30 protein-coding genes are annotated in these 23,420 nt (G+C 62.2%); 21 read left to right on the forward strand and 9 right to left on the reverse strand.

The window, feature by feature from the left end; genetic code table 11:
* Positions 1 to 109: 109 nt before the first annotated feature.
* The gene (locus ACQG3P_RS08495; protein ID WP_426804771.1) at positions 110 to 1,036 is read right to left on the reverse strand and encodes a LysR substrate-binding domain-containing protein; all 927 of its coding nucleotides are present in this window, start codon (positions 1,034 to 1,036) and stop codon (positions 110 to 112) included.
* Positions 1,037 to 1,171: 135 nt separating this feature from the next.
* Here ACQG3P_RS08495 and ACQG3P_RS08500 point away from each other — a divergent pair, with 135 nt between their 5' ends.
* From ACQG3P_RS08500 to ACQG3P_RS08515, 4 genes are all read left to right on the forward strand, one after another.
* The gene (locus tag ACQG3P_RS08500) at positions 1,172 to 1,441 is read left to right on the forward strand and encodes a DUF2798 domain-containing protein (RefSeq protein ID WP_426804772.1); all 270 of its coding nucleotides are present in this window, start codon (positions 1,172 to 1,174) and stop codon (positions 1,439 to 1,441) included.
* A 282-nt stretch (positions 1,442 to 1,723) separates the two neighbouring features.
* Positions 1,724 to 2,575, forward strand: coding sequence for a formyltetrahydrofolate deformylase (gene purU, locus ACQG3P_RS08505; RefSeq protein WP_068848425.1), 852 nt, complete (start codon positions 1,724 to 1,726; stop codon positions 2,573 to 2,575).
* A gap of 106 nt (positions 2,576 to 2,681) precedes the next feature.
* Complete coding sequence (locus ACQG3P_RS08510) at positions 2,682 to 3,068, forward strand: VOC family protein (RefSeq protein WP_426804773.1); 387 nt, start codon at positions 2,682 to 2,684, stop codon at positions 3,066 to 3,068.
* A 236-nt stretch (positions 3,069 to 3,304) separates the two neighbouring features.
* Positions 3,305 to 3,943, forward strand: coding sequence for a LysE family translocator (locus ACQG3P_RS08515; RefSeq protein WP_426804774.1), 639 nt, complete (start codon positions 3,305 to 3,307; stop codon positions 3,941 to 3,943).
* 89 nt (positions 3,944 to 4,032) lie between these two features.
* Here ACQG3P_RS08515 and ACQG3P_RS08520 read toward each other — a convergent pair whose 3' ends face one another.
* Positions 4,033 to 4,350: a SymE family type I addiction module toxin gene (locus tag ACQG3P_RS08520; protein WP_176472569.1), complete on the reverse strand. Its 318-nt coding sequence runs from the start codon at positions 4,348 to 4,350 to the stop codon at positions 4,033 to 4,035.
* A gap of 452 nt (positions 4,351 to 4,802) precedes the next feature.
* Positions 4,803 to 5,702 carry a LysR family transcriptional regulator gene (locus tag ACQG3P_RS08525; RefSeq protein WP_095362534.1) on the reverse strand — a complete coding sequence of 300 codons (900 nt, stop codon included), beginning with the start codon at positions 5,700 to 5,702 and terminating at the stop codon, positions 4,803 to 4,805.
* 111 nt (positions 5,703 to 5,813) lie between these two features.
* Here ACQG3P_RS08525 and ACQG3P_RS08530 point away from each other — a divergent pair, with 111 nt between their 5' ends.
* The 5 genes from ACQG3P_RS08530 to ACQG3P_RS08550 all read left to right on the forward strand — a co-directional run bounded on the left by ACQG3P_RS08530 (position 5,814) and on the right by ACQG3P_RS08550 (position 10,205).
* Complete coding sequence (locus ACQG3P_RS08530; RefSeq protein WP_426804775.1) at positions 5,814 to 6,872, forward strand: alpha/beta hydrolase; 1,059 nt, start codon at positions 5,814 to 5,816, stop codon at positions 6,870 to 6,872.
* On the forward strand, positions 6,869 to 8,077 hold the full coding sequence (locus ACQG3P_RS08535; protein WP_426804776.1) for an MFS transporter: 1,209 nt from the start codon (positions 6,869 to 6,871) through the stop codon (positions 8,075 to 8,077). Before ACQG3P_RS08530 ends, ACQG3P_RS08535 begins: the two co-directional genes overlap by 4 nt.
* Positions 8,078 to 8,381: 304 nt before the next feature.
* Entirely contained in the window at positions 8,382 to 8,822 is a 441-nt protein-coding gene (locus ACQG3P_RS08540; RefSeq protein ID WP_426804777.1) for a (R)-mandelonitrile lyase, read from the forward strand.
* A 287-nt stretch (positions 8,823 to 9,109) separates the two neighbouring features.
* A complete protein-coding gene (locus tag ACQG3P_RS08545; RefSeq protein WP_426804778.1) occupies positions 9,110 to 9,778 on the forward strand; it encodes a carboxymuconolactone decarboxylase family protein in 669 nt (222 codons plus the stop codon).
* 124 nt (positions 9,779 to 9,902) lie between these two features.
* Positions 9,903 to 10,205, forward strand: a complete 303-nt coding sequence (locus ACQG3P_RS08550) for a putative quinol monooxygenase (protein WP_426804779.1) — start codon at positions 9,903 to 9,905, stop codon at positions 10,203 to 10,205.
* A 69-nt stretch (positions 10,206 to 10,274) separates the two neighbouring features.
* Here ACQG3P_RS08550 and ACQG3P_RS08555 read toward each other — a convergent pair whose 3' ends face one another.
* A complete protein-coding gene (locus ACQG3P_RS08555) occupies positions 10,275 to 10,706 on the reverse strand; it encodes a cupin domain-containing protein (RefSeq protein ID WP_307107676.1) in 432 nt (143 codons plus the stop codon).
* Positions 10,703 to 11,203: a carboxymuconolactone decarboxylase family protein gene (locus ACQG3P_RS08560; protein WP_426804780.1), complete on the reverse strand. Its 501-nt coding sequence runs from the start codon at positions 11,201 to 11,203 to the stop codon at positions 10,703 to 10,705. The genes ACQG3P_RS08555 and ACQG3P_RS08560 overlap by 4 nt, the downstream gene beginning before the upstream one ends.
* A gap of 311 nt (positions 11,204 to 11,514) precedes the next feature.
* Between ACQG3P_RS08560 and ACQG3P_RS08565 the strand changes: the two genes are divergently transcribed.
* Positions 11,515 to 12,054 (forward strand): NMCC_0638 family (lipo)protein, encoded by a 540-nt coding sequence (locus ACQG3P_RS08565; protein WP_426804781.1) that lies wholly within the window; start codon positions 11,515 to 11,517, stop codon positions 12,052 to 12,054.
* Between the two features lie 75 nt (positions 12,055 to 12,129).
* Here ACQG3P_RS08565 and ACQG3P_RS08570 read toward each other — a convergent pair whose 3' ends face one another.
* Entirely contained in the window at positions 12,130 to 13,821 is a 1,692-nt protein-coding gene (locus tag ACQG3P_RS08570) for a hypothetical protein (RefSeq protein ID WP_426804782.1), read from the reverse strand.
* Positions 13,822 to 13,902: 81 nt separating this feature from the next.
* Complete coding sequence (locus tag ACQG3P_RS08575) at positions 13,903 to 14,814, reverse strand: AraC family transcriptional regulator N-terminal domain-containing protein (RefSeq protein WP_426804783.1); 912 nt, start codon at positions 14,812 to 14,814, stop codon at positions 13,903 to 13,905.
* A 123-nt stretch (positions 14,815 to 14,937) separates the two neighbouring features.
* Between ACQG3P_RS08575 and ACQG3P_RS08580 the strand changes: the two genes are divergently transcribed.
* The 8 genes from ACQG3P_RS08580 to ACQG3P_RS08615 all read left to right on the forward strand — a co-directional run bounded on the left by ACQG3P_RS08580 (position 14,938) and on the right by ACQG3P_RS08615 (position 19,631).
* On the forward strand, positions 14,938 to 15,681 hold the full coding sequence (locus ACQG3P_RS08580; RefSeq protein WP_426804784.1) for an SDR family NAD(P)-dependent oxidoreductase: 744 nt from the start codon (positions 14,938 to 14,940) through the stop codon (positions 15,679 to 15,681).
* Positions 15,682 to 15,700: 19 nt separating this feature from the next.
* On the forward strand, positions 15,701 to 16,111 hold the full coding sequence (locus ACQG3P_RS08585; protein WP_426804785.1) for a VOC family protein: 411 nt from the start codon (positions 15,701 to 15,703) through the stop codon (positions 16,109 to 16,111).
* Entirely contained in the window at positions 16,104 to 16,457 is a 354-nt protein-coding gene (locus ACQG3P_RS08590; RefSeq protein WP_426804786.1) for a nuclear transport factor 2 family protein, read from the forward strand. Before ACQG3P_RS08585 ends, ACQG3P_RS08590 begins: the two co-directional genes overlap by 8 nt.
* Positions 16,458 to 16,493: 36 nt before the next feature.
* Entirely contained in the window at positions 16,494 to 16,751 is a 258-nt protein-coding gene (locus ACQG3P_RS08595) for a nuclear transport factor 2 family protein (RefSeq protein WP_426804865.1), read from the forward strand.
* 175 nt (positions 16,752 to 16,926) lie between these two features.
* A complete protein-coding gene (locus ACQG3P_RS08600; RefSeq protein ID WP_426804787.1) occupies positions 16,927 to 17,223 on the forward strand; it encodes a hypothetical protein in 297 nt (98 codons plus the stop codon).
* 159 nt (positions 17,224 to 17,382) lie between these two features.
* The gene (locus ACQG3P_RS08605) at positions 17,383 to 17,832 is read left to right on the forward strand and encodes a DUF4279 domain-containing protein (protein WP_426804788.1); all 450 of its coding nucleotides are present in this window, start codon (positions 17,383 to 17,385) and stop codon (positions 17,830 to 17,832) included.
* Positions 17,833 to 18,085: 253 nt separating this feature from the next.
* Complete coding sequence (locus ACQG3P_RS08610; RefSeq protein WP_426804789.1) at positions 18,086 to 18,547, forward strand: methyltransferase family protein; 462 nt, start codon at positions 18,086 to 18,088, stop codon at positions 18,545 to 18,547.
* 241 nt (positions 18,548 to 18,788) lie between these two features.
* Positions 18,789 to 19,631: a hypothetical protein gene (locus tag ACQG3P_RS08615; RefSeq protein WP_426804790.1), complete on the forward strand. Its 843-nt coding sequence runs from the start codon at positions 18,789 to 18,791 to the stop codon at positions 19,629 to 19,631.
* Between the two features lie 155 nt (positions 19,632 to 19,786).
* Here the strand turns inward: ACQG3P_RS08615 and ACQG3P_RS08620 are convergent, their stop codons facing one another.
* Entirely contained in the window at positions 19,787 to 20,728 is a 942-nt protein-coding gene (locus tag ACQG3P_RS08620; protein ID WP_426804791.1) for a LysR family transcriptional regulator, read from the reverse strand.
* A 97-nt stretch (positions 20,729 to 20,825) separates the two neighbouring features.
* On the opposite strand from ACQG3P_RS08620, the gene ACQG3P_RS08625 reads away from it, so the two are divergent.
* From ACQG3P_RS08625 to ACQG3P_RS08635, 3 genes are all read left to right on the forward strand, one after another.
* Positions 20,826 to 21,695, forward strand: a complete 870-nt coding sequence (locus tag ACQG3P_RS08625) for an SDR family oxidoreductase (protein ID WP_426804792.1) — start codon at positions 20,826 to 20,828, stop codon at positions 21,693 to 21,695.
* Positions 21,696 to 21,805: 110 nt separating this feature from the next.
* Positions 21,806 to 22,375, forward strand: coding sequence for a TetR/AcrR family transcriptional regulator (locus tag ACQG3P_RS08630; RefSeq protein WP_426804866.1), 570 nt, complete (start codon positions 21,806 to 21,808; stop codon positions 22,373 to 22,375).
* 63 nt (positions 22,376 to 22,438) lie between these two features.
* Positions 22,439 to 22,915 carry a nuclear transport factor 2 family protein gene (locus ACQG3P_RS08635; RefSeq protein ID WP_320458398.1) on the forward strand — a complete coding sequence of 159 codons (477 nt, stop codon included), beginning with the start codon at positions 22,439 to 22,441 and terminating at the stop codon, positions 22,913 to 22,915.
* 95 nt (positions 22,916 to 23,010) lie between these two features.
* Here ACQG3P_RS08635 and ACQG3P_RS08640 read toward each other — a convergent pair whose 3' ends face one another.
* A complete protein-coding gene (locus tag ACQG3P_RS08640) occupies positions 23,011 to 23,289 on the reverse strand; it encodes a hypothetical protein (RefSeq protein WP_426804793.1) in 279 nt (92 codons plus the stop codon).
* Between the last annotated feature and the right edge of the window lie 131 nt (positions 23,290 to 23,420).

Genomic DNA, 23,420 nt, shown 5'->3' on the forward strand with positions numbered 1-23,420 from the left:
CCCCCCCACCGCCGGGGGCGCCCCGCGCGCCCCGCGGGCGCTCTCCCCCCCGCCCGTTGTTTTTTTTTGCGGGGCCCCCCCCGGGGGGGGGGGCCCCCCCCGCCTGATCTCACGCAACATCCACCCGCCACGCGGCCGGTAACCCCTCCACCACGTGCTGCATCAACGCCCGCACCTTGGGCGTCAAATCCCTTCGATCACTCACACACAGAAACAACCGCATCGGCTCCGGCGATGTCCGCGCCCCATCGCCCGACGCAAACAACACCTGCAACTCCCCGCGCGCCAACCAAGGCGCCGCCACGAACGCCGCCAACCGCGCGATGCCACCGCCTGCGGCCGCCATCGCCGCCAACGCATCAATGTCATCCGACACCAGCGCCGGCCGCATCTCCGCCTCGAAGCGGATCCCATCGCGCACGAATCCCCACGGCAACAACCGCCCATCCACCGGATAGCGGAACACCAGGCAACGGTGCTCGCGCAGCTCCTCTGGTGTCGCCGGCACCCCCGCCTGCGCCAGGTAAGAAGGCGCCGCACACACCTGGAACGGCACCTGCGCAATCGCACGCGCCACCAGGCCTTCCACCAGTTGCGGCTCGATCCGGAAACTCACATCCACATCTTCATGCGCATGGTCCACGCTGCGGTCGGCCAGCAGCAGCTCGATCGACAACCGTGGATAGCGCGCCTGCAGCGCCGGCAGCATCGGCGCCAGCACATGCCGGCCAAACGCGGAGGTGCTGGCAATGCGCAGGCGACCATGCGGTGTGGCTTCGGGATGGGTCACCGCCGCCTGCGCCCGTTGCAGGTCGCGCTCGATATGCCGCACCTCGGCCAGGTACAGCGCGCCGCGCTCGGTGAGCGCCAGCGTGCGCGTGGTGCGGTTGAACAGGCGCACGCCCAGATGCGTCTCCAGCCGCGCGATGTTCTGGCCCACCGCCGCCGGGCTGATCCCCAGCGTGCGCGCCGCCGCTGCCAGGCTGCCCGCATCGGCGGTACGGATGAAACTGCGGATTGACTGCAGAATGTTCATGCTGGCGCCAATTCTGGCCGGTCATTGCAAAGAATTACTTTATAAAGAGCCAATGCCCGGCGGTCTACCCGCACCTGGCCCCGCTGACTATCGTGCCGGTCCCGCAACCGCTGGTTGCCGCCCACTGGACCCCTGATGTCGCAGCAAGCCCAACCCCTGGCCACCGCCCGCTGGAAGCTCGGCGCGCGCGCCACCCCGTATGTCTTTGCCTTCTTCATGGCCTCCATCATGGCCATGCTGATGTGCCTGGTGATCACCGCCGCCAACGCCGGCATCAACGCCGACTTCCCCATACGCGTACTCGGCGCCTACCAACTCGCCATGCCCACCGCGTTCGTCTGCGTACTGATGGTGCGCCCGGTGGTGATGCGCCTCGTCGCGCTGACCGTGCACCCGCCGCGCTGACCCGATGTGGCATCCATCCCCCGGTAGCGCCCCACCGTTGGTGGGGCGTCGCGGCAAATCGAACGATGCATCGGTCGGCACATCGGTCGGTAAACAGGTCGGCGCATCGGTCGGCGCATCGGCCGGTACACCGGTCGGTACACCGCCCGGCACACCGCCCGGCACACCGCCCGGTAGAGCGGACTGTTAGTCCGCTGCTCCATCTGCATCAACGCCCACAGCAATTGGTTGCAACTGACATCGTCCCTCCAGAGCGCGGCGCCGCTCCACTACACTCACCCCATGCGCCCCGACTCCATCCTCACCCTCTCATGCCCGGACCGTACCGGCATCGTTTACCGCGTTTCCGGCCTGCTGTTCGAGCAGGGCTGCAACATCCTGGATGCACAGCAGTTCGGCGATGACGAAAGCGGCCGGTTCTTCCTGCGCGTGCATTTCGATCGTGACCCGCGCCAGCCCATCGACACCATCCAGACCCGCATGGCCGGGCTGGCCACCGACTTCAAGATGGACTGGCAGCTGCACGACGCCCGCCGCCGTGCGCGCCTGCTGGTGCTGGTGAGCAAGCAGGGGCACTGCCTCAACGACCTGCTGTTCCGCGCGCACAGCCGCCAGCTGCAGGTGGACATCGCCGCAGTGGCCTCCAACCACGAAGACTTCGGCCCGCTGGCCGGTTCCTACGGCATTCCGTTCCACCACCTGCCGGTGAATGCAGACAACCGGGAAGTGCAGGAACAACAGATCATCGATCTGGTCGAACGCGAGCAGATCGACCTGGTGGTGCTGGCGCGCTACATGCAGATCCTCTCACCGCGCCTGTGCCAGGCACTGGCCGGCCGCGCGATCAACATCCACCACAGCTTCCTGCCCAGCTTCAAAGGCGCGCAGCCGTACCACCAGGCCCACGCGCGCGGGGTAAAGATCATCGGCGCAACGGCCCACTACGTCACCTCCGATCTCGACGAAGGCCCGATCATCGAACAGGACGTGGCACGGGTGGACCATGCCATGACGCCGCGTGACCTGGTCCGCCTCGGCAGCGACACCGAATCGCAGGTATTGGCCCGTGCCGTACGCAGGCACGTAGAGCACCGCATCATCCTCAACGGCCACCGCACGGTAGTGTTTAGGTAGCGGATTGGGCGGTTTCTCTTCGTGGGGCGCCTTTGGCTGCAAGGCGCCACAACGTGCAATGTGCATACGGCTACGATAAAGCCACCGCCCAACTGCGACCGCCCCCATGATCGACCACCTGGATCACCTCGTGCTGACCACTTCCGCAGAAGAGGCCACCACCCATTTCTACGTCAACGTGTTGGGGATGACCCTGGAAACGTTCGGGGCGGGCAGAAAGGCCTTCCGGTTTGGCAACCAGAAGATCAATCTGCACATCAAGGGGCATGAGGTTGAACCCAAGGCGCACCTACCCGTGCCGGGCTCCCTGGACCTCTGCTTCATTGCCGCAGTTCCATTGGACGAGGTCATCCAGACGCTCCGCAGCAACTCCGTGAAGATCGAACAGGGTCCCGTCGAGCGCACCGGTGCATTGGGCGAGATCCGATCTGTGTACGTCCGGGACCCCGAACTCAACCTGATAGAGATCTCAGAGTACCTTTCTGCAAACTAGCCGAGCGATTCTGAGCCAGACTACAGGTCACAGGTACTGGGCCGCACCGTACGCAGGCATGCTCGACGGACACCGCGCCGCAGTCTTCTGATAGCGACCCCACAGTCGCAAGAGACCCGGTAGCGCCGGCCGTTGGCCGGCCTTCACGATACCGGCAGAAAACCGTGCGGTAGTGCCGGCCCCCAGGCGGCACCGCACGGAGAATGGAGCGCCACCGCACCACCACGGAGTCAAAAGTGTTCGCACCCTACTGGGCAGAATTCCTAAGCTTGGCCATAGTCCACCTGCTTGCAGTAATCGCTCCAGGCCCAGACTTCGCAGTAGCCGTCCGCCAGAGCGTCCGCTTCGGCCGAAAAGCAGGCATCTACACCTCGCTGGGAATAGGCGCAGGCATCTCGGTCCACGTCCTCTACACCCTCATAGGCGTAGGCGCACTCCTGCACACAACCCCCTGGCTGATGACCGCAGCCAAGTGGCTGGGCGCGGCCTACATCTTCTACCTCGGCATCAAGTTCCTCCGCAGCAAGCCAAGCGCAGGCGGCGAGGCGACCACCGATGCGCTGAGCGACGCCGTGCAGCAAACCCCCAGACAAGCCTTCGTCATCGGCTTCATGACCAACGCCACCAACCCCAAGGCGACCCTGTTCTTCCTGGCTGTGTTCACAACACTTGTCAGCGCAAAGACACCGCTCCCCGTACAGCTGCTCTACGGCCTGTGGATGTGCCTGGTCAACGCAGCGTGGTTCGTCCTGGTCAGCGTAGCCCTCTCCACAGCAGCCGTACGCCAACGCTTCATGCGCGCCAGCCACTGGTTCGAACGGGTGATGGGCGTGCTGCTGATCGGGTTTGCGCTGCGACTGGTGTTCATGGCGTAACACGAACTCGGCCGAGGGTAGGGCGGAGACACGCCGGCGTGTCTCCAATGCCTCAACTACAGCCGGACTCCAGACGTGCGAGCCTCCAGCTACTCGCTCAACGCGTCCGGACGGCTCTTCTTCGGCTTGTGCTTCTGATACCGGTACGGCAACGGCACCGGCGTCTCATCCAGCGTCAACGTAACGCGCCCGGGTGTCACTTCTACAAACACACGATGACCGGTCTTGAACCCCAACCGCTCCAACCACACTCCGCACAGCGACAGGTAGGGAATGGACAGGTCCGGCGGCAGGATATTGCCGGCAGGGTGCCGCAGGGCGGAAATGCGTAGGCTCTTGGGCTGATACCAGCCGATGCCAACCTGCTGGCTGGGATCGTTGCATGAATCCATCTTTGAACTGCGCATGCTTCTACTCCATCGGAAGTACTCCCTTGTCGGCGACAAGGGAGTCGGGAGGTTGATATCCGTTAGACCATCGGCGTGACTTATTTCCCAAGGGGGTGTTGTATTCGCCACCCTCCCGACGCAGAACTTCATGCTTTCATGGGTCTAACAAGGGGATATCAAGCCCCGAATCCAGACGATGCACAGCTGCTCAAATAAAGAGAAGTTGATGCTTACCCAGCATACCGGCATGTTCGATTTACTTGATCAATGGTGTGACGCAAGTGAGCCGAAATTCTGGCGTCAGCTGGTGATTGCTGGAACGAACGTCCCAGAATCAGTGGCATACTCTCGTGCCAAGCGCTCCTGTTCACTGGCCTCACCGCACCAGAAGAGGAGTCGTAAGCAACCCGGGGTGCGCTGAACATTGCTACGCAGTGCAGGCGCGACCCACATACACAGCCGCTGCCTTTCTACGCATACTCATCCCTCTTCAACCAAGCGACCAGCGCAGAAAAAGCAGGTGAGGGCTGCCGGCGGTTAGGGTAGTAAAGATGGTAGCCGGGGAAGGGGACGCACCACTTGTCCAGCACAGCCACCAACCTGCCCTGCGCGATGTGCTCGGCTACCATCGGTTCCGGGGCGTAGGCCAAGCCCAGTCCGTCCAGTGCGGCATTGATGACGTGGGTCATGCTGTTGAAGACCAGCGGGCCATCGCCGCGTACCGTGAACTCCTTGCCCTTCTCTTCGAACTCCCAGGCATAAATGGCACCGTTTGGGCGATGCCGGATGTGCACGCAACGGTGTCGGGTGATGTCGGCGGGCTTTCTGGGCTTGGGATGTTTCTGGAAGTAGCCGGGAGATCCAACCACCACCAGCCGCCAATCCGGTCCGACCCTGACAGCGATCATGTCCTTGCTCAGCGCTTCCCCGAGCCGGATGCCGGCGTCGAAGCGCTGCTCCACCACGTTGGTAAAGCCGTAATCCACGTAGAACTCAAGCGTGATATCCGGGTACTCGGCCAGGAACCCGGCAAGCCGTGGTCGGATGATGGTCTCCATCGAATCATCCGTGCAGGAGATCCGTAGCGTTCCCGCCGGCCGGTCGCGCAGGTCCCCCAGCGCTTCCACGCTGGCGCCGATAGCCTCGAAGTGCGGTGCGATGGAGCGCATAAGGCGCTCGCCGGCTTCAGTGGGGGAAACGTTGCGCGTGGTGCGGGCCAGCAGGCGAATGCCCAGGCGCTCTTCCAGCAGCCGCATCGAATGGCTCAGCGCAGAGGGCGTTACCCCAAGGCGAATGGCGGCCTTGGTGAAGCTCTGCTCTTGGGCCACCACTAGAAAGGCTTGCAGATCATTGGTCTTCACGGCGCTCATGGACCAATTGTGAGCTCAACTCAACAATGCATCAACTTTCAGCCGGCTTATCACGGTAGCGGGCGGAGCCTATCGTGGCGACCTCAGTCCCCCAACCGAGGCCGCACTCGCATGAAACCGACCACGTTGCTGCTGGCGCTGCTTGCCAGCTACGTACTTCCGCTTCCCGCCATGGCTGCAGATACGCCCGAAGCAGCCCGTCCCGCCGGGGCAGACAACTTCTACCGCAGCCCCACTGTCACTGGTGAGCGCGTCAGCTTCCACAACCAGTACCAGATGGAAGTGGTGGGCACGCTGTACCGCCCTCAGGGCTTGCCTCGCGGCAGCCGCGCCCCCGCCGTGGTGGTTGGCCACCCGATGGGCGCGGTGAAGGAGCAGAGCTCGCAGCTCTACGCGCAGAAGCTGGCCGAGCAGGGCTTCATTACGCTGGCAATCGATCTTTCCTTCTGGGGAGAGAGCGGCGGCACCCCGCGGCACCTGGTGGCGCCGGAAATCTATTCAGACGACATCAGTGCGGCCGTTGATTTCCTGAGTACGCAGCCCTATGTGGACCCGGATCGGATTGGCGGCCTGGGTATCTGTGGCAGCGGCAGCTTTGTGATCAGCGCCGCCAAGATCGACCCGCGCATCAAGGCCATCGCCACGGTGAGCATGTACGACATGGGTGCGGCGGCACGGGAGGGGCTGAACAACGGGCAATCGCTGGAACAGCGCAAGACGGTGATCCAGTCGGCAACCGACCAGCGCTTGGCCGAGTTCAAGGGCGGGGCGGCTGTGTACGTGCCAGGCACAGTGAACAAACTCGATGCTGACACCCCTGCCATCCAACGCGAGTTCTTCGATTTCTATCGTACCCCGCGCGGCGCCTACACGCCAAAGGGCGATACGGCAGAGCTGACCACGCAGCCGCTCTTCAGCAGCCTGGTCAAATTCATGAACTTCTATCCCTTCAATGACATCGAGACCATTTCACCCCGGCCGATGCTGTTCATTTCTGGCGACGCGGCGCATTCCCGCGAGTTCAGCGAAGACGCATACCAAAGGGCCGGCCAACCGAAGGAACTCTACTGGGTGGAGGGTGCGGGTCACGTGGACCTGTATGACCGTGCCAACCTGATTCCCTTCGAGAAACTGACGACGTTCTTCCAGCGCGGCCTGGCCGGGAAATGAGCCGCACACACGCAATCGCAGATCGCTCAAACTGGGGGGGCGTGCTCGCGATGACGCTATGCGTCTTCGCGTTGATAGCCTCGGAATTCATGCCGGTGAGCCTGCTTACTCCCTTGGCGGCAGATCTGGGCGTGACCGAGGGGCTTGCCGGGTACGGCATTGCCATTTCGGGAGCCTTTGCGGTGCTGACCAGCCTGTCGATCTCCCGGTTGGCGGGCAACATGAACCGACGAACGTTGCTGCTGATCCTCACCGCATTGATGGCAGTGTCCGGTGTGGTGGTGGCCCTGGCTCCGAACTATCCGGCCTACATGATGGGGCGTGCACTGATTGGCGTGGTGATCGGTGGGTTCTGGTCGCTCTCTGCCGCAACGGCAATGCGGCTGGTTCCGGCTGCGAAGGTTCCGCGCGCCTTGGCGATATTCAACAGCGGCAACGCGCTTGCAACGGTAGTTGCGGCGCCATTGGGCAGCTACCTGGGCGGCATGATCGGATGGCGCGGCGCTTTCTTGTGCCTTCTGCCGGTGGCTGCCATAGCCCTCGCATGGCAATGGGTTTGTCTGCCCTCCATGCCCGCGGAGAGCGGGCAGTCACAAAGCGGGCTGGTCGCGCTGTTCCAGCGGCGTGTGGTGGCACTTGGCATGCTTGCCTGCGGTGCCTTCTTCATGGGGCAATTTGCCTTGTTCACTTACGTGCGGCCGTTCCTGGAGCGGGTGACCAGTGCGGGAACGTCTGCTGTACCACTGGTGCTGCTGGCCATCGGCGTAAGCGGCTTCGTGGGCACGCTCGTCATTGGCGCGTTCATCAGGCGTGGGCTTTACCGAACGCTTGTGACCATTCCGGCCTTGATGGCGCTCATTGCCGTGGCCTTGGTTGCACTGGGGCCCCAGCTTTGGCCGACCGCCGCGTTGCTCTCGGCATGGGGCCTGCTGGCAACGGCCGCGCCGGTGGGCTGGTGGAGCTGGCTGGCCCGCACTTTCACTGACAACGCAGAGGCCGGCGGCGGGCTGATGGTGGCGGTGGTGCAGTGCTCCATCGCACTCGGCTCGACCGTCGGCGGACTGCTGTTTGACAGTCTCGGCTTTGCCAGCACGTTCCTGGCCAGTGCTGGCCTGTTGCTGTGCGCCGCGCTGCTCGCTTATGCCACGGCGTACGACCGGGCGTCCACGTCGGGGTCGGTGGTCGCTGTGGAACCCCGGGGCTGATGAGGCGCGTTACGTCGATCACAGGAACACTGCTTTGCCTCCTGCTTGCGTTCGGGGCAGTAGCGGCATGCTCTGCCGAGTCCACTCATCACGCCATTTCAGCCTGGAAGGTAGGGTCACACCCGGAGGTTCATTCCATGAAGATTCGACTGATCATCAACGATCAGATGCTGTCGGTCTGATTCGACTGGGTCGAATAGAAGGACGACTGCAGGTCCTTCGCACGGAAGGGCCGCTCGCGGTTCGGATTGAGTCCGACTAGCCTTTGGTTGCATACCCAACACACCACAAAGAGGTGAGCTACATGGAAATCAAACGCCTTGGCACCCAAGCGTCCATCAAAGGACCGACGGACTGGTTTACGGGCATGGTCCGCATCGATCCGCTCAATGCCGCCTCTGCGCCATCGAGGGTATCCTGCGCCGCGGTCACCTTCGAGCCGGGTGCGCGCACTGCGTGGCACACCCATCCGTTGGGGCAGACGCTTATCGTTACTGCCGGCTTCGGTTGGACACAGTGCGAAGGCGGTCCGATCGTGGAGATCCGGGCGGGTGACGTGATCTGGTGCCCGCCGGGTCACAAACACTGGCACGGTGCATCGCCCACCACCGCCATGACGCATATCGCGGTCCAGGAGGCGTTGGATGGCAGGAACGTTGACTGGCTGGAGCATGTGAGCGAAGAGCAGTACCTGGCCGGACCTCCCGCTGCTGACGCACCGGCCCGCTCCGACGGAGGCGGCTGACATGTTGGTTCGATCCGCGGTTCGCGGGCTCTTGGCCCTCTCTGTCTGGGCGCTGCTTGGCCTTCCCCATGAGGCTGAAGCCGCGGCGCCCGGTACGACGATGACCCATCTCGCCGTAACCGGCGTGCGCGATGGTCAGAACGTGAACTGGTTGGAGAAAGTGACCGATGCCCAGTACCACGGCGATTGATTGGAAATGGCGGTCCAGTCGTCTCGTCTGTCTGATGGGTGCGGCGATGCTTGCCTCCGGTCCGGGACAGATCGCTTTCGCATACGAAGGAGCAGCTATGAACGTCAAATCAAACACGGGTTCCACCACCGAACTGGACACTCGCCAGCAAGCCATTATTCCGATCAGCGCCTCAGCAGCGGACGGCAACATGGATAGCCTTCGGGGCGCGCTGAATCAAGGCTTGGACGCGGGACTGAGTCTGGCCGAAGTGCGAGAGATACTCGTGCAGGTTTACGCCTATGCGGGCTTTCCGCGGAGCCTGAACGCGTTGAGCGAACTGATGAAGGTGGCGGAGGCACGCAGGCAGAGTGGCATCCAGGATGAAGCCGGCCGCGAGCCCGGCAAGCCGATTCCCAAGGGCGACGCGTTGCTCGCTGCAGGCACCGCCAACCAGACCAAGCTGGTGGGTGGTCCAGTCTCAGGGCCATTGTTCGATTTCGCACCGCAAGCAAATGAGTTTCTGCGTACGCATCTCTTTGGCGACATCTTCGAGCGCGACAACCTTGATTGGCAGAGTCGCGAGCTGGCCACGGTCAGCATGCTGGCTGCCATGTCCGGGGTGGAACCCCAGTTGCAGTCTCACATAGGAATCAGCATGAACATAGGCGTGCGCCCTGAGCAGCTGTCCAGCCTTGCCGATGTTCTCGAAGCCCACTCCAGCTTGGACGCTGCCGAACGTGTCCGCGTTGGTGTTCAACGCCAGCTCGAGGCTCGGCAGGAATGATCTTCAGGAAAGCTATGCGCCGGGTTGCACGCGCACGTTGGAGGGCTGATTGAAAAGGATACTGATCGGAACCTTGATCGGCATGGCTGCATGCTCCTCCAGTGCTGGAGCTGAGGAGTTACAGATGACCAGGCTGTCAAAGATCACCGTAAACGCGGATCATTTGCCCGCCTATCGAGTCGCCCTGGCTGAAGAGGTTCGCGCCTCAATGGAGCTCGAGCCAGGCGTGCTGTCGTTGTACGCCGTCTTCGACAAAGACGACCCGACCAGACTGACGATTCTTGAAATATATGCGAGTCGGCAGGCATACGAACAGCACGTGAAGAGTCCGCATTTCCTCAAGTACAAGAACGGGACGCTGCACATGGTCAAATCGTTGGAGCTGGTCGACGTCGATCCCCTTCTGCCGGAGCTGAAGATCAAGTAGCGTGAACCTGGCAGCGTCCCGAGGGGCTGCGTACCGCAGGCCCTATGTGCATGCGGTACGTGCGCTGGACTACTCCGCCGGAATAAGCAGCGGCTTCTCTTTGTCTTTCAGAAGGAAGACCACAAACCTGGCGGGCTTGCTCTGGCTGGCATTGCGGCCCACGGTGTGGACATCGTTCGGGCCTTCATAGAACGTCTCGCCGGCCTTGATGGTCTGCTCAGGCTTTCCCCTCACACCCATGATGATGGTGCCGTCGAGCACGTACACGATGGCGTGCGCATCATGGCGATGCACGGGGTCAACCGCACCCGGCGGGTAGTCCACGGTGATGAGCGTGATCTCTTTGCCCGGGTAGTCCTGCAGCGCCTGCGATGCCACCTCGGCAACGACTGCGTGCGGCGCATCGGTTGCATGCGTGCCCCCGTGCGCGAAGGCGGCACCGGAAAGCAGGCAGAGGCCCATCGAGAGAGCGATTGCCGCCCAGTTCGCGCGCGCGTTCATTGCGCCTCCGCCGGTGCGACGGACAGGCCAGCCTTGTCCAATCCCCATGCCTTGTCGAAGGAACCAGGAACGGCAAGGAAAGCCACGTTGATGCGGTTCCATGCGTTGATGCCCGCGATCACGAAGGTGAGATCGGAGATCTCGTTCTCAGCGAGATGACCGCGAACGCGCTCATACAGTTCGGTCGGCACGCCCTGGCTCGGAATGCAGGTCAGCGCCTCGGTCCACGCCAGGCTCGCACGCTCGCGCGGCGTGAACAGGTTGGATTCACGCCAGATGGCCACGTGGTGAAGCCGCAGTGCGCTTTCACCGTGGATGGTGGCCTGCTTGACGTGCATATCGACGCAGAACGCGCAGCCGTTGAGCTGCGAGGCGCGGATATGCACAAGGTGGCGGATGGACGCTTCGATGGAGCTCTTTGCTTCAGCCATGCTGAGTTCCATGAGCTTCTTGGTCAGCTCGGGGGACTGCTGCTGGTAGTCGAGACGTTGGGTCATGGTCTTGGGTCCTGGGAAGGGGCGCGGGGCGGGGGGCTGCAGCGCGGTTCCACGGTATGCCCAGCCACCCCCTCTCGGTAGACGCCTGCGGGTAACTTCGCTGTTTACTCCATCGCAACAATGGAAGCGTCACACCGCTGTGCGCTGGCGCGTCTATCTTCCATGGAGTAACCAGAGGGACCGTTATCCAGATCCTGGCCTCGCAGCCTCGTTGTTGCGAGGCAGAAGCCGTGATCTGGTTCGGGGTGCGGCTGTAAGTCACAATGCGGTTCCGGCTTCCCTTCAACGGCAGTAAGACCCCTGGGAGTTGTATGCGCAGCCTTCTACTTCTGATGGCAACAACCGCCGCGCCGGCCTTTGCGGCAGTGAACCCGCTTCCAGACGATTTCAACGCGTTGTTCGCCACTACCTGCATGCAGTACTACTACGCGCAGGACACGCTGCGTGACCAGATGAAAAGCCACGGATTGGAGGTTCTGCCGCCAGACCAGGCTGGGTTCTTCCTCGGCGGTAAAGAAGGAACCGCCTGGATCTTTGTTGCTCCAAGCACGCGATATGTCATTTCACTCAGCAAGAGTTCCGTTTGCTCGGTGTTCGCCCAGCGCGGAAACCCGGATCAGATCCAGGCAGGATTCCAGAAACTGGTAGGAACAGCGCCAGCGCCGTTGGTCGCCCAGGCGCCGGACACTGCTGGGCTGGGGCCAAACAATGATCTTGCCAAAACCGTCGCCCGCTCTTGGGCACGTCCCGCAGACAAGGAAGAGCTTCTGTTTGTGCTGACGACATCATCGAGTGAAGAGGTGACGGCGCAGGCCATGGCCTCCATGGCGCGGGTCAAAAGGGACAGGTAGTCCTCAAGGTCGATGCTGATCTGCTCGGTAGGATGAAGTGATGGGTACAGCCACAGCGGCGAAGAATGATTCTCCTCACTCCCCAGCGCGAGCTGAAAGGTTGCTCCAGATACGTCCCTCACGCTGCTCCGCAGTGGTGACGTTAATCACCGCCTGTTCGCCGAGGCGATCACGCAACTGCTGCAGGTAGAGACTACGCGGCGCCACAACCTGGCCAACTGACTGCACCATGCCAGCTGGTTCTTCAGGCGGGAACTTCCCCGGTGTTACAGTCCCGACCTGTCCCACGCTCCAGTTCATCGCGAAGGGCGGCGCTTGGACGACGTAGATGTCGTGCTGGGTGTTCCAGAACATCTGCTGCGCGCCTGCCCAACCGTGCCCAGATCCGCTGTACCGGCGGTTTTGTGCCCGCAGCATGTAACCCTTGGTGTTGTCGTACAGGATGCCGGTGGACCAGCGGTGATGCGGGCCACTGTCATTGCTGTCGCCTATTGCCACACAGTCCAGAAACACATTGGGGCCGGGCACCCGTGCGCCGATGACGAAGGTGTGTCTGCCGCCCTGGTTGTAGCAGCGCTGGATGAGGTTGAATGCGGAATTTCCCTCGTACAGGAACACATAGCGACGGGCGCCCTGTGTTTCGCCATACCTCGGGTCGAGATAGGCAATGTCCTGCAGCGTATTGAAGTGGGCGCCGTTACGGGTCACGAACCCATGCGACACAAAGCGCACGGTAACATCGCGGACCCATGAATCGCGGACTCCACCGAGGCGAAGTGCGGCATAGGGACCGGTATCTGCAGTCCCGTTGACCGTGCCGGTCTCGGGATTGCCCTCGAGACGAAGGTCTTCGATGCCGACCTGGGAGATACGGATGGGATCCGCGCGATAGACGCTGCCGCCACCGAAGCGCGCATCAATGGCGTCCATGATCGGGGCGTCAAGGGTGATCGTGTCATGGTCGATGGCGGTGACGACCCGTTCGCTATACATGGTGTAGTCGCCCGGCGTCCATCGGTAGCGGGCGGTATCGATGCCTTCGGGGGCGAGCCAGCGGTCATTGGGTTCCCTTGCGATCGCCACGGCATCGCCCACGCGATAGCCGGCTGCGGATTTCACCCTGATCCGCATTGCGCCGACAGGCAGGTAGTCCATGTCGATTGCGGTGCGGCGCACGTCTTTTGCTGGGCGCGGTGCCGCGGATTCGCTGTTGCCGATGTCGATGATCTTGCCTTGGCGCTCGGTCGTGCCGGAGCGGAGCACCGTCCCATCGGCACCCCGGCCTTCACCGCGCAACACCACGCCACTGTATTGAATGGTCAGCGTCTTGCTCAGCCGGTAGTGGCCACGCCGTAGCAAAACGGCGCCGCGTATGCCCCGGCTGTCCTGGGCAAGTGTGGCAACCGCGTCGATGGCCGCCTGTATGCGTGGGTAGTCGTCACCCTCGGGGTTTGGCTCAAGGATCTTGCGCACCGGAATGCTGGCGCGGACGGGCAAGCTGACGCCGCCTCCCTGGTAACCGGCGCGCGAGAAGTCCGGGACGATGTTGCGTGCCTGGTCGCTGCCTCGCTCGTAGTACAGGGCATAGCGTAGGAAGCCATCGCTGCCCAGGCTGACCAATGGGGCGTCTTTGGCCTGATTGATGGGGTGAGTGAAGGCGCTGGTGATGGAATCTGGTTCTGCCGCGGACAGGGAAGGCGATGTGCAGCCCAGCAAGGCCCCGAGCGTCAGCGCTACGACTCGGCGAAACGCCGGCAATAAAGACATGGGACGACTTCCTTCCATGGAGGATTGGCGGGCAATGCTAGCAAACTGCTTCTACCTGACGACGCGGGCTCTGCTGTCGATCTACCCACGCCGACTTGCCATCATGCGCGCCGCATCCTGCGAGGGGGGCAGACCGAACGCACGCGCGTACTCGCGGGTGAACTGGGTGGGGCTCTCATAGCCGACATCAAGCGCGGCTGCGGTAACACTGGTTCCGCGCGTCGCCAGAATCTGGCGGGCCTGCAGCAGGCGCAGCTGCTTCTGGTACTGAAGCGGGCTCAGCGCAGTGGCGGACTTGAAGTGGCGGTGGAACGCAGACTCGCTCATTGCCACCTGTTCGGCCAGAGCGGCGATGCGCAGCGGTTTGGCATAGTCGCTGCGGATGCGCTGGATGGCGCTGCTAATACGGGCCAGTGCCGAATCCGGCGTGGCCAACTGCCGCAGCATGCATCCGTGTGGTCCTTGCAGCACCCGGTACAGGATCTCGCGCTCGTAGGCCGGGGCCAGCGCAGGTATCTCGCTGGGGCGTTCCATCAGGCGCAGCATGCGTACCCACGCATCCATCAGTTCGGGGGTGATGGCGGCGACGTTGAAGGCCTCGGTCTGGGTGGAGGGCTCGCCGCGCCCGGTGGCAGCATCGGTGGTGTCGCACAACAGCGCGGCGATGATGCCAAGGTCCAGCGTGAGGCTCACCGCCAGGTACGGCTCGCCGGTGCTGGCCGGGTGCACCGCACCCACCGCCGGCAGGTCCACGGACATGATGAAGTACGTAGCCGGGTCGTACTCAAGGGTCTTCTCACCCACCGTCATGGATTTACTTCCCTGCAGGATCAGGTTGATCATCGGCTCGTACACGGCCGCCAGGGCATGCTCCGGGATCTCGCCCTGCACCATGGCAACGCGGGGAATACCCGTCTCGGTACGGCGATTCTCGGCATGCGCCGCGAGGCGACGCAGTTCTTCCAGCGCGTTGTCCATGTACACATTGGACACCCGCCGCAGGGGGCTGGCAAGGCGGAAAGCAGGAATAGGCAGGAATTGGCGAGGATCAGGTCGGCGCGCCGCAGCCGGCGACCCTAGCCTGTACATATCCCCTCACTGCACAGGACTACCTGCATGAAGCACGTACTCATCACCGGCGGAAGCCGCGGCATTGGTGCCAGCGCCGCGTTGCACTGCGCGCAGCGCCGCATGGGCGTCATCCTCACCTACAACGCCCAGCCGCATGCTGCCCAGCAGGTGGTGGAGCGTATCCAGGCAGAAGGCGGCACGGCAGTGGCCCTGCAGCTGGACGTGGGGAACACCGGAAGCTTTGCGGCGTTTGCCGCGAACGTGAAGGACACCCTGCAGGGAACCTGGGGCGCCTCCGCGCTGGATGGCCTGGTGAACAACGCCGGGTTCGGGCTGTTCAATCCGATCGAGACGGTGACCGAGGAACAGTTCGACGGTCTGTTCAACGTGCACCTGAAGGGACCGTTCTTCCTCACGCAGGCACTGCTGCCGCTGCTGGGTACCGGCGCGAGCATAGTAAACGTCACCAGCGCCACCACGCGTGTGGCCACCGCCGGGGTGGCGCCCTATGCCGCCTTCAAGGGCGGGTTGGAAGTGCTCACCCGCTACATGGCCAAAGAGTTCGGCGAGCGCCGCATCCGCGTCAATGCCGTAGCACCGGGCGCGATCCGCACCGAGCTGGGCGGCGGGCTCAATGATGAGTTCGAAGCCCTGCTGGCCTCGCAGACGGCACTGGGCCGGGTAGGTGAGCCGGACGACGTGGGCCGCGTCATTGCCGGGCTGCTCGGTGAAGAGCAGGCCTGGGTCAATGCGCAGACCATTGAAGTTGCAGGCGGCTACAACATCTAGTTCGCAACCGGAGTTCGACATGCTCGACCACATTTTCCTCACGGTCACCGACACCACCCGCTCAGTCGCGTTCTATACGGCCGCGCTGGTCCCGCTGGGCATCGTCAACCGGCTCGACTACGACGGCCGGCAGGGCCCACCCGGCCACCCGGACCTGAAGGGCTTTGGCGCAGGCGGCCGGGTTTTCTTCTGGCTGCGGCAGGGCGTGGCGGCGGCGCAGGCGCAGGCGGCACATGTTGGCTTTGTGGCAGATTCCCGCGCGATGGTCGATGCCGCGCATGCCGCCGCGATGGCCGCCGGTGCCAGCGAGATCCATCCGCCGGGGCCGCAGCTGCACTACGACCCGCGCTACTACGCCGCGCAGGTGCGCGATCCGGATGGCTACAGCCTGGAGTTCGTCTACAAAAGCTGGCAGCACGGCCATGAATGACGTCGCTGCATCGCACCGCGTGAAAGCCACGGTAGTGGCCTTCATCAACGCGACGAACGCGTTCGATATCGAACGCGCCCTGGCGTTGTTCAGCAAGACAGCAGTGATCGATGACCCGTCCACCGGATGCACCTTCAACCAGCACGCCGGTGTGCGTGACTATCTGAAAAAGTACTTCGTGGGTTACCACACGGTTACCCGTCTGCTTTCGCTGGAAGGTCTTGGCGATGCGCGTGCACGGGCCCGGGTCGACTTTACCTGCGACTTCGGTCACGAGATCGGAATTCTTCTAGTAGCCGTTGATTCTGCAGGCCGCATCTCCCGCATTGACGCCTCACTCGAATAGGGTGGCGAGGAAAACACGGAAATCATCGTCGAGACGCTGTCCACTTCGCTCAACGGGCTCGATAATCCCCACTCGTTCAGCAACCCGAGGGTGGTGGTGGGCGGCGATACGGCGCGGGTGGAGGTGCTGGTCGAAGCGCAGCACGTATCGAGCGTCGACGGCGCACGCCGGTACCTGATGAAAAACTGCTATGACTTTGTTCTGGCCCGCCGCGACGCGGGGTGGGAGATCAAGCACGTGATAGTGGACAACGTCTGGAGGACGGGTGATCCGAGCGTGCTTGCCGGGATCTGAGTGGATTGGGTGGTCAATGGTCTACTTCTAGCCGAAAGCTTAAATCAGGGCTACTTAACCGGCTCGCCCGGTGCTAACGTTCGCTATCGGCCCAAAGCGGACATCAGCAGGGGCTCGGTGCAGGCACAGTCAATCGGCCCCCCAGGCGCCCGTCTACCAAGGAGTTGGAAGACTGATGATTACAGACCTCTGGCCATACTTCGCGGGATCCGGATTTATCGCGGCCCTGTTCTTCAAGTTCCGCGGCATCGCAATTCTTGCCTGTGCTCTTCTCGCAGCCGCGTTTGCAGGTCTGGTGATTTCCGGCCTTGCCGGATCAGACACATGGCCCTGGATTTTTGGCATTGCGCTTATGGCCTCGCCCATCATTGGTGCGATTGCACTGGCGGGAGTTCTCTTGGGATGGCTGATCAAACTAGTCATTTGGAAATCGACGAGCGAGTCAAATCAGTCCAGCGATGACCTCGACTAACAGTTCACTCAACCTGAACCCACTTCGCGGGGTGGAGCAGCTGATGACTGAGTATGAGCGGGGCAAACGGGTGAACGAAGCCGGAAGTTCAACACCTGACGCCCTCTAGACAAGGTGAACAATCGGACCATGGGTCCGTCAAATCGATAGGTATTTCCTATGGGAGCACCAGATCATTCCTTGGCAATACTACGATTCTTCGGGGACGAGCTCGTGCCCGACGAGATCAGCGCCCTGCTGGGGGCGAGTCCAACGGTGTCGTATCAAAAGGGGCAGGAGCTTATCGGCAGCCGCACCGGGATCAAGTGCATCACCAAGACCGGATCTTGGAGACTCAGCGCGGCTGATCGCAAGCCAGAAGACCTGGAGAGCCAGATCTTTGAGATCCTCCAGCAACTTACCCAGGATCTCACTATCTGGGCCTCATTAGCGCGGTTTGAACCCAACATCTACTGCGGCCTTTTCATGGGTAGCAGCAATGACGGGACATGGCTCTCAGGAGAAGCGTTACTCGCCCTTGGTCAGCGTGGAATCGCACTCGGGCTGGAAATCTATGATCACGATGAAGACGACTCCAATGCCGGGTTCTCACAGCTCATCTTGCCCTGAGCCGCGTCGTCGGCCTGTCCAATAGAGGACGTAAGGCGTCAGGATAAATCCATGGAGTTCACTGCGCTCCGGATGCGTAGTGGATGTACGTGTTTGTTATAGGTCGAGTTCGGCCTTGCAGCCACTTGTTTATCAGAATTGAGGCACCTAAGATCCAGCTCAATCAAGGGGATGTGTTCACCCTCCGTAACGGCTTTAGTGGTTGAAGCGAATAGCACGGCCTCAGGGGCCTCCTATCAGGTAGTTGGGTCTCATGAGTCGAGCAGTTTCGGCAATTGAAAAGAAAGTTCCGCCGCCTGTTCTCGTGGGCGTGCTTGCAGTCATCATCTGGGTACTTCCCCGAGCCACTGATCCGTCTTCGCTGCTGTCGCCGGTTGGTGTCGCACTCCTTGTAGCGGGTCTCGGCATCAACGCTTGGCCCAAGGAGCTGTTCCGGCGCGTGGGCACTTCGGTCAGTCCGGTTCAGCCGGAGCTAACGTCCGCGCTCATCATCCATGGTCCTTACCGCTTTACTCGTAATCCGATGTACTTGGGATATGCACTTGCACTTCTGGGCTTGTCCGCTTGGCTCGCACAGCCTTGGGGGTTGCTCGTGGTGGTGTTCTTCGTGGCGTACATCACGCGGTTTCAGATCCTACCCGAGGAGCGGCATTTGTCATCTCGCTTCCCGACGCAGTACGCCGTCTACTGCAGGGCGGTCCGTCGCTGGGTCTAAGTCTCAGAGACTCGTTCAAGGGGTGGCCGTTTCCCACGCTCAACCAATTTCAACGTCCGCTTCTGGCCGGAAGCGGACATTGAATGGTGAAGAGGATTAGGGATGTCTATGGGGGCTGCGGAACTTCCCACCTCACTGCCCCACGCCAAAGCGGCTAGAGAAACATAGCCCCCATCTCCAGCTGGAGACCAAATTCGCAATGAGAATTCTAATAAGGCGCGGACCCGTAGTTCGCAAGTTCATGACGTTGGAAACTACTGATCGAGACGGATCGCTGATCATGACAATCAGAAGGGATGGCTACAGTAGCTCGCGAACGTCATGGACCACGGGGACAAAAGATGCGGAACCAAGTACATCCGAATTCGATACACCAAAATCAAAGAACAGAAAGATCACGATTCATCAGTCGGGTCGCGTGAATTACCACCAAAATGGGGGCTCCAGCTACATTGCGCCACTGACCAAGACCGAGATGCCATTTCAGATATATGGTTACCGCGTCCCCGCCATCGATAAGTTGGATGAGCACGAAAGCACAGGCGCAACGGAAGATCCGACAATTGACCTGTCTGATCTTCCAGAAGGACCCGTCTCGTTTTCAGTGCTTATAGCCCCAATTGAGTTCGAGCCGTCGTCGCGTGCCGTAAAGCTATCGTACAACGCTGAAGGCTACTCAGTTGTTGTGCAAACAGATCCAGTCGCATTTTCAGTTCCAGAAGGGCTAGAGAATCACTTCACCACGTTAACGCCTAGTAGCGGCCTCTTCGGTGAGCAGCAGATGACGGAGGAGCAGGCAATGGTTGCCTATCATCAGGCGCTGACCGGTACAGCCGATCTAATCGTATATAGACCAAATGGGGAGGGGGTGATTCGCGTCATTTTTTCTTTTCCGATGAGAGTTGCTCCCCGGTTTGTGATCGAACTGGCCGATCCCGAACTTTATGTATCAGACCAGGATGTGCAGAGAGACAACAGGTCTGAGACGGTGATGCTTAGATTCAAGGTTAGGCGTCGGAGTTCGGGGGAGGTTGTTCGGGAAGCGGTCGATATTAGGTCGATCGAATTGGACGCCGAGCTCTGAGGTGCGGTCGCGACAAAGCGAGCTACTGGCAGGGGGGCTGTTAGAGAGGCAATGCTGAACGCATCGCTCGTGTCATGCGCATGAGCTGTCAGACTCCGTCGTCGCCTCGGCATAGCCGATCTGCTCCCGACAGAAGACAACCTCAGCGGTTGGGATTAGGAAGTTTTATCGGGGGTGGCGCGAGTTTCCGCTTCTGGCCGTAAGCGGCCCCCGCCTGCGAACGCAGCCAGCTCCTCCGCCCGACCCTCGGGGAAGGATTCCTTGAGCAGGTCGAGCAGCGCCGACACCCTTGAGCTGAGCAGCCGTCGCGATGGGTACAGCGCCCATATCTCGATGGGCGGCGCCTTTGCATCTCCCCACGACACCAATGCGCCCTCCCTGAGATCGCCGGCAACCAGCGAGAAGGGCAGCATCGCCGCGCCGGTGCCTGCACGTACGGCATCGCGCACCATGGTCAGTGCGCCCAGGCGCAGCACCGGATCCACCGCGATACGCATCTCGCCACGCGGCGTCACCACGTCCCAGCCGGTGGCATCGCTGGAAGGCCGGAACACCGCAGGCGCCGTCTCGCCCATCGCGGGCAGGGGCAGGTCCGGGTGCGCTACCGCCACCAGGCGGCCCCGGATCAGCACCCGCCCCACCAGCCGCTCATCCGGATCCGGATTGACCCTTATCACCAGGTCATAGCCTTCTTCCACCATGTCCACGGCGCGGTCTTCGGTGGTGACATCGAGCCGCACCTGTGGGTAGCGCTTCACGAATTCGGCGGCGATCCTGCCCAGCGCCATCTGCGAGAACAGCATCGGTGCGCTTACGCGCAGCCGCCCACGGGGCGTGTCGCCGCCTGAGGCAATGGACGTGGCCGCTTCATCCAGTTCGGTAAGCAGCGTCTCGGTGCGCTCGAACAGCGCCCGACCTTCCTCGGTGAGCTTCAGCGTGTGCGAGCCACGCTCGAACAGCCGCACCCCCAGGCTGGCCTCCAGCTCACCCACGCGGCGCGAGAGTGTTGCCTTCGGGCGGTCCGCTGCGCGCGCGGCACGGCCAAACCCGCCGTGCCGCGCCACCAAGTTGAAGTCGGCCAAGGCCAGCAGGTCCATGTGTTCCACCAGCGAGACAGGTGGTCCAAGTATATGGGCTATCGGCCCGCAAGCGGATCAATAACCATGAGGCCTCACCACCCACCCGGAGTACCCCATGACCATTCTTGTTACCGGCGCCACTGGCACCATCGGCCGTCAGGTCGTCCAGCACCTCATCCAGCGCGGCGCAAACGTTCGCGCACTGGTCCGCACCCCCGCCACCGCCAACCTGCCCGCCACCGTGGAACTGGTGCAGGGCGACATGCTGGACGTGGATGCCCTCCGCCAAGCGCTCGAGGGCGTCTCCACGCTGTTCCTGCTCAACGCCGTGGTCGCCGACGAATTCACCCAGGCACTCATCACCCTCAACGTCGCCCGCGAGGCGGGGGTGAAGCGCGTGGTGTACCTGTCGGTGGTCCACAGCGACCGCTACGTCAACGTGCCGCACTTCGCCGGCAAGTTCGGCGTGGAGCGCATGATCGAGCAGATGGGCTTCAGCGCCACGATCCTGCGCCCGGCCTATTTCATCGACAACGACCTCACCATCAAGGACGTGGTGCAGGGCTATGGTGTGTACCCCATGCCGATTGGCAGCAAGGGGCTGGCGATGATCGACACCCGCGACATCGCCGAGATTGCCGCCATCGAACTGCTCAACCGCGAACAGGCGCCGGACAACCGAGCGCTGACCCGAATCAACCTGGTGGGCCCGGAAGCACTCACCGGAGAACAGGTGGCCGCCATCTGGAGCGATGTGCTGAACCGCCCGATCGCCTACGGCGGCGATGACACGGCCGCCTTCGAGCAGAACCTGCGCCAGTTCATGCCGGCGTGGATGGCCTACGACATGCGACAGATGGCCGAGCGATTCATCAGCGACGGCATGCTGCCGGGCGCGGGTGACGTGGAGCGGTTGATGCAGTTGCTGGGGCGGCCGCTGCGTACGTACGGCGCGTTTGCGGCGGAGCATGCGTCAGCGGGCTGAGGGCCGAGCCTGGGCAGCGGTTGAACAGCCAGCTCTTAGAGCCCACGGCGTTCGCCTTCTGGATGCACGCAATGGTTGACAAGGTAGAACGATCGTTCTACCTTGGCGCCATGGATAAGAAAACGACCGACACCCGACTGAAGATCCTGGACACGGCGGAGGCGCTGATTTACCAGAACGGAATACATGCCACCGGCATGGATCTGCTGGTGAAGACCTCAGGCGTTGCGCGCAAGAGCATTTACCGACACTTTGAGAACAAGGACCAGGTTGCCGCAGCCGCGTTGAACGCGCGGGACGTGCGCTGGCTCAATTGGTTCAGGCAGGAATGCGACAAGGCCGGCAGCCCGGAAGCGCGCATCCTGGGCATGTTCACGGTGCTCAAAGGCTGGTTCGAGTCAGAGGGCTATCGCGGCTGTGCCTTCATCAACACGGCAGGCGAGGTCGGCGATTCCCACGACCCGATCCGCAGGATCGCCAAGCACCACAAACAGAAACTGCTCGATTACACGCTGGAGCTCACCGGGCAACTGAACATCGCGCAGCCGGCCGTTCTGGCGCAGCAGTTGCTGGTTCTGATGGAAGGCGCCATCACCGTATCGCGCGTGATGGGTGACTACGACGCCGCAGACACCGCAAGGGATGTTGCGCAGTTGTTGTTGAAGCAAGCCACGCGCTAACGCCGCAGTAACCGAAATCCCGCCGCAGTACCCCGTTCATCCATTTCCATTGGAGGCCCCACCGTGTCCGCAGAAGCACCCCGTCCCCCCCTTCCCCCGTTCACTCTCGAATCGGCGGTCCAGAAGGTTCGCTTGGCAGAAGATGGCTGGAATTCCCGCGATGCCGACAAAGTGGCGCTTGCCTATTCGCTCGACACCCAGTGGCGAAACCGCGCCGAGTTCACCAACGGCCGCGAGGAAGCCCGGCAGTTTCTTGCCCGAAAGTGGAAGAAAGAGCTTGAGTACCGGCTGATCAAGGAGTTGTGGGCATTCACCGGCAACCGCATCGCGGTGCGCTACGCCTATGAATGGCGCGACGACTCTGGAAACTGGTTCCGCTCCTATGGAAACGAGAACTGGGAATTCGGCGCGGATGGTCTGATGGAGCGCCGCTTCTCGTGCATCAACGACATGCCCATCAAGGACAGCGAACGCAAGTTCCACTGGCCACTAGGGCGCCGCCCGGATGATCACCCGGGGCTGTCCGACCTGGGTATGTAAGCTGCGGAGCCGACGTGGGGAAGGCCCGCGGGCGTTAATGCGCCTGCGGGCTTTCCAAGTCAGCGCCGGGGTGCTCCTTCGCTTCAGGGGTCGGGCTACGACTGCACTTCAGCGCGGGACGCGATCTCGATCAACTGTTCGGGGAAGGCGAGCGCTGAAACCCCGATGAGGTTGCTGGCCACCTGGGGAACAGGCTGGCCATAGACGGCGGGCCTGACCTTGCTGCTGGCGGCGAACGCGGCCGGCACATCGATTACGAAAAGGGCTGTCCCGACACGAAGATCGAATTGTTCACGCGCACGGCCTGCACGTAACCATAAGCCGATTCCCACGGCACGCCGAAGCTGGCCGTGTTGGCGGTTGGAGGTGCTCATTTCGTTTTCTTCCTACACGGGCGGGAGGGGCAAGCCATGTTCGTCGCCGGCCCATACGCCGCGCCGCGGTACCCAAGCGCTGTCCATCAATGCCGCAGCGTCTGGTCATTGCGCTCAGTGCACATCGCCAA

Origin of the sequence: Stenotrophomonas sp. SrG (assembly GCF_050031795.1) — a bacterium.
GTDB classification, from domain to species: domain Bacteria; phylum Pseudomonadota; class Gammaproteobacteria; order Xanthomonadales; family Xanthomonadaceae; genus Stenotrophomonas; species Stenotrophomonas rhizophila_A.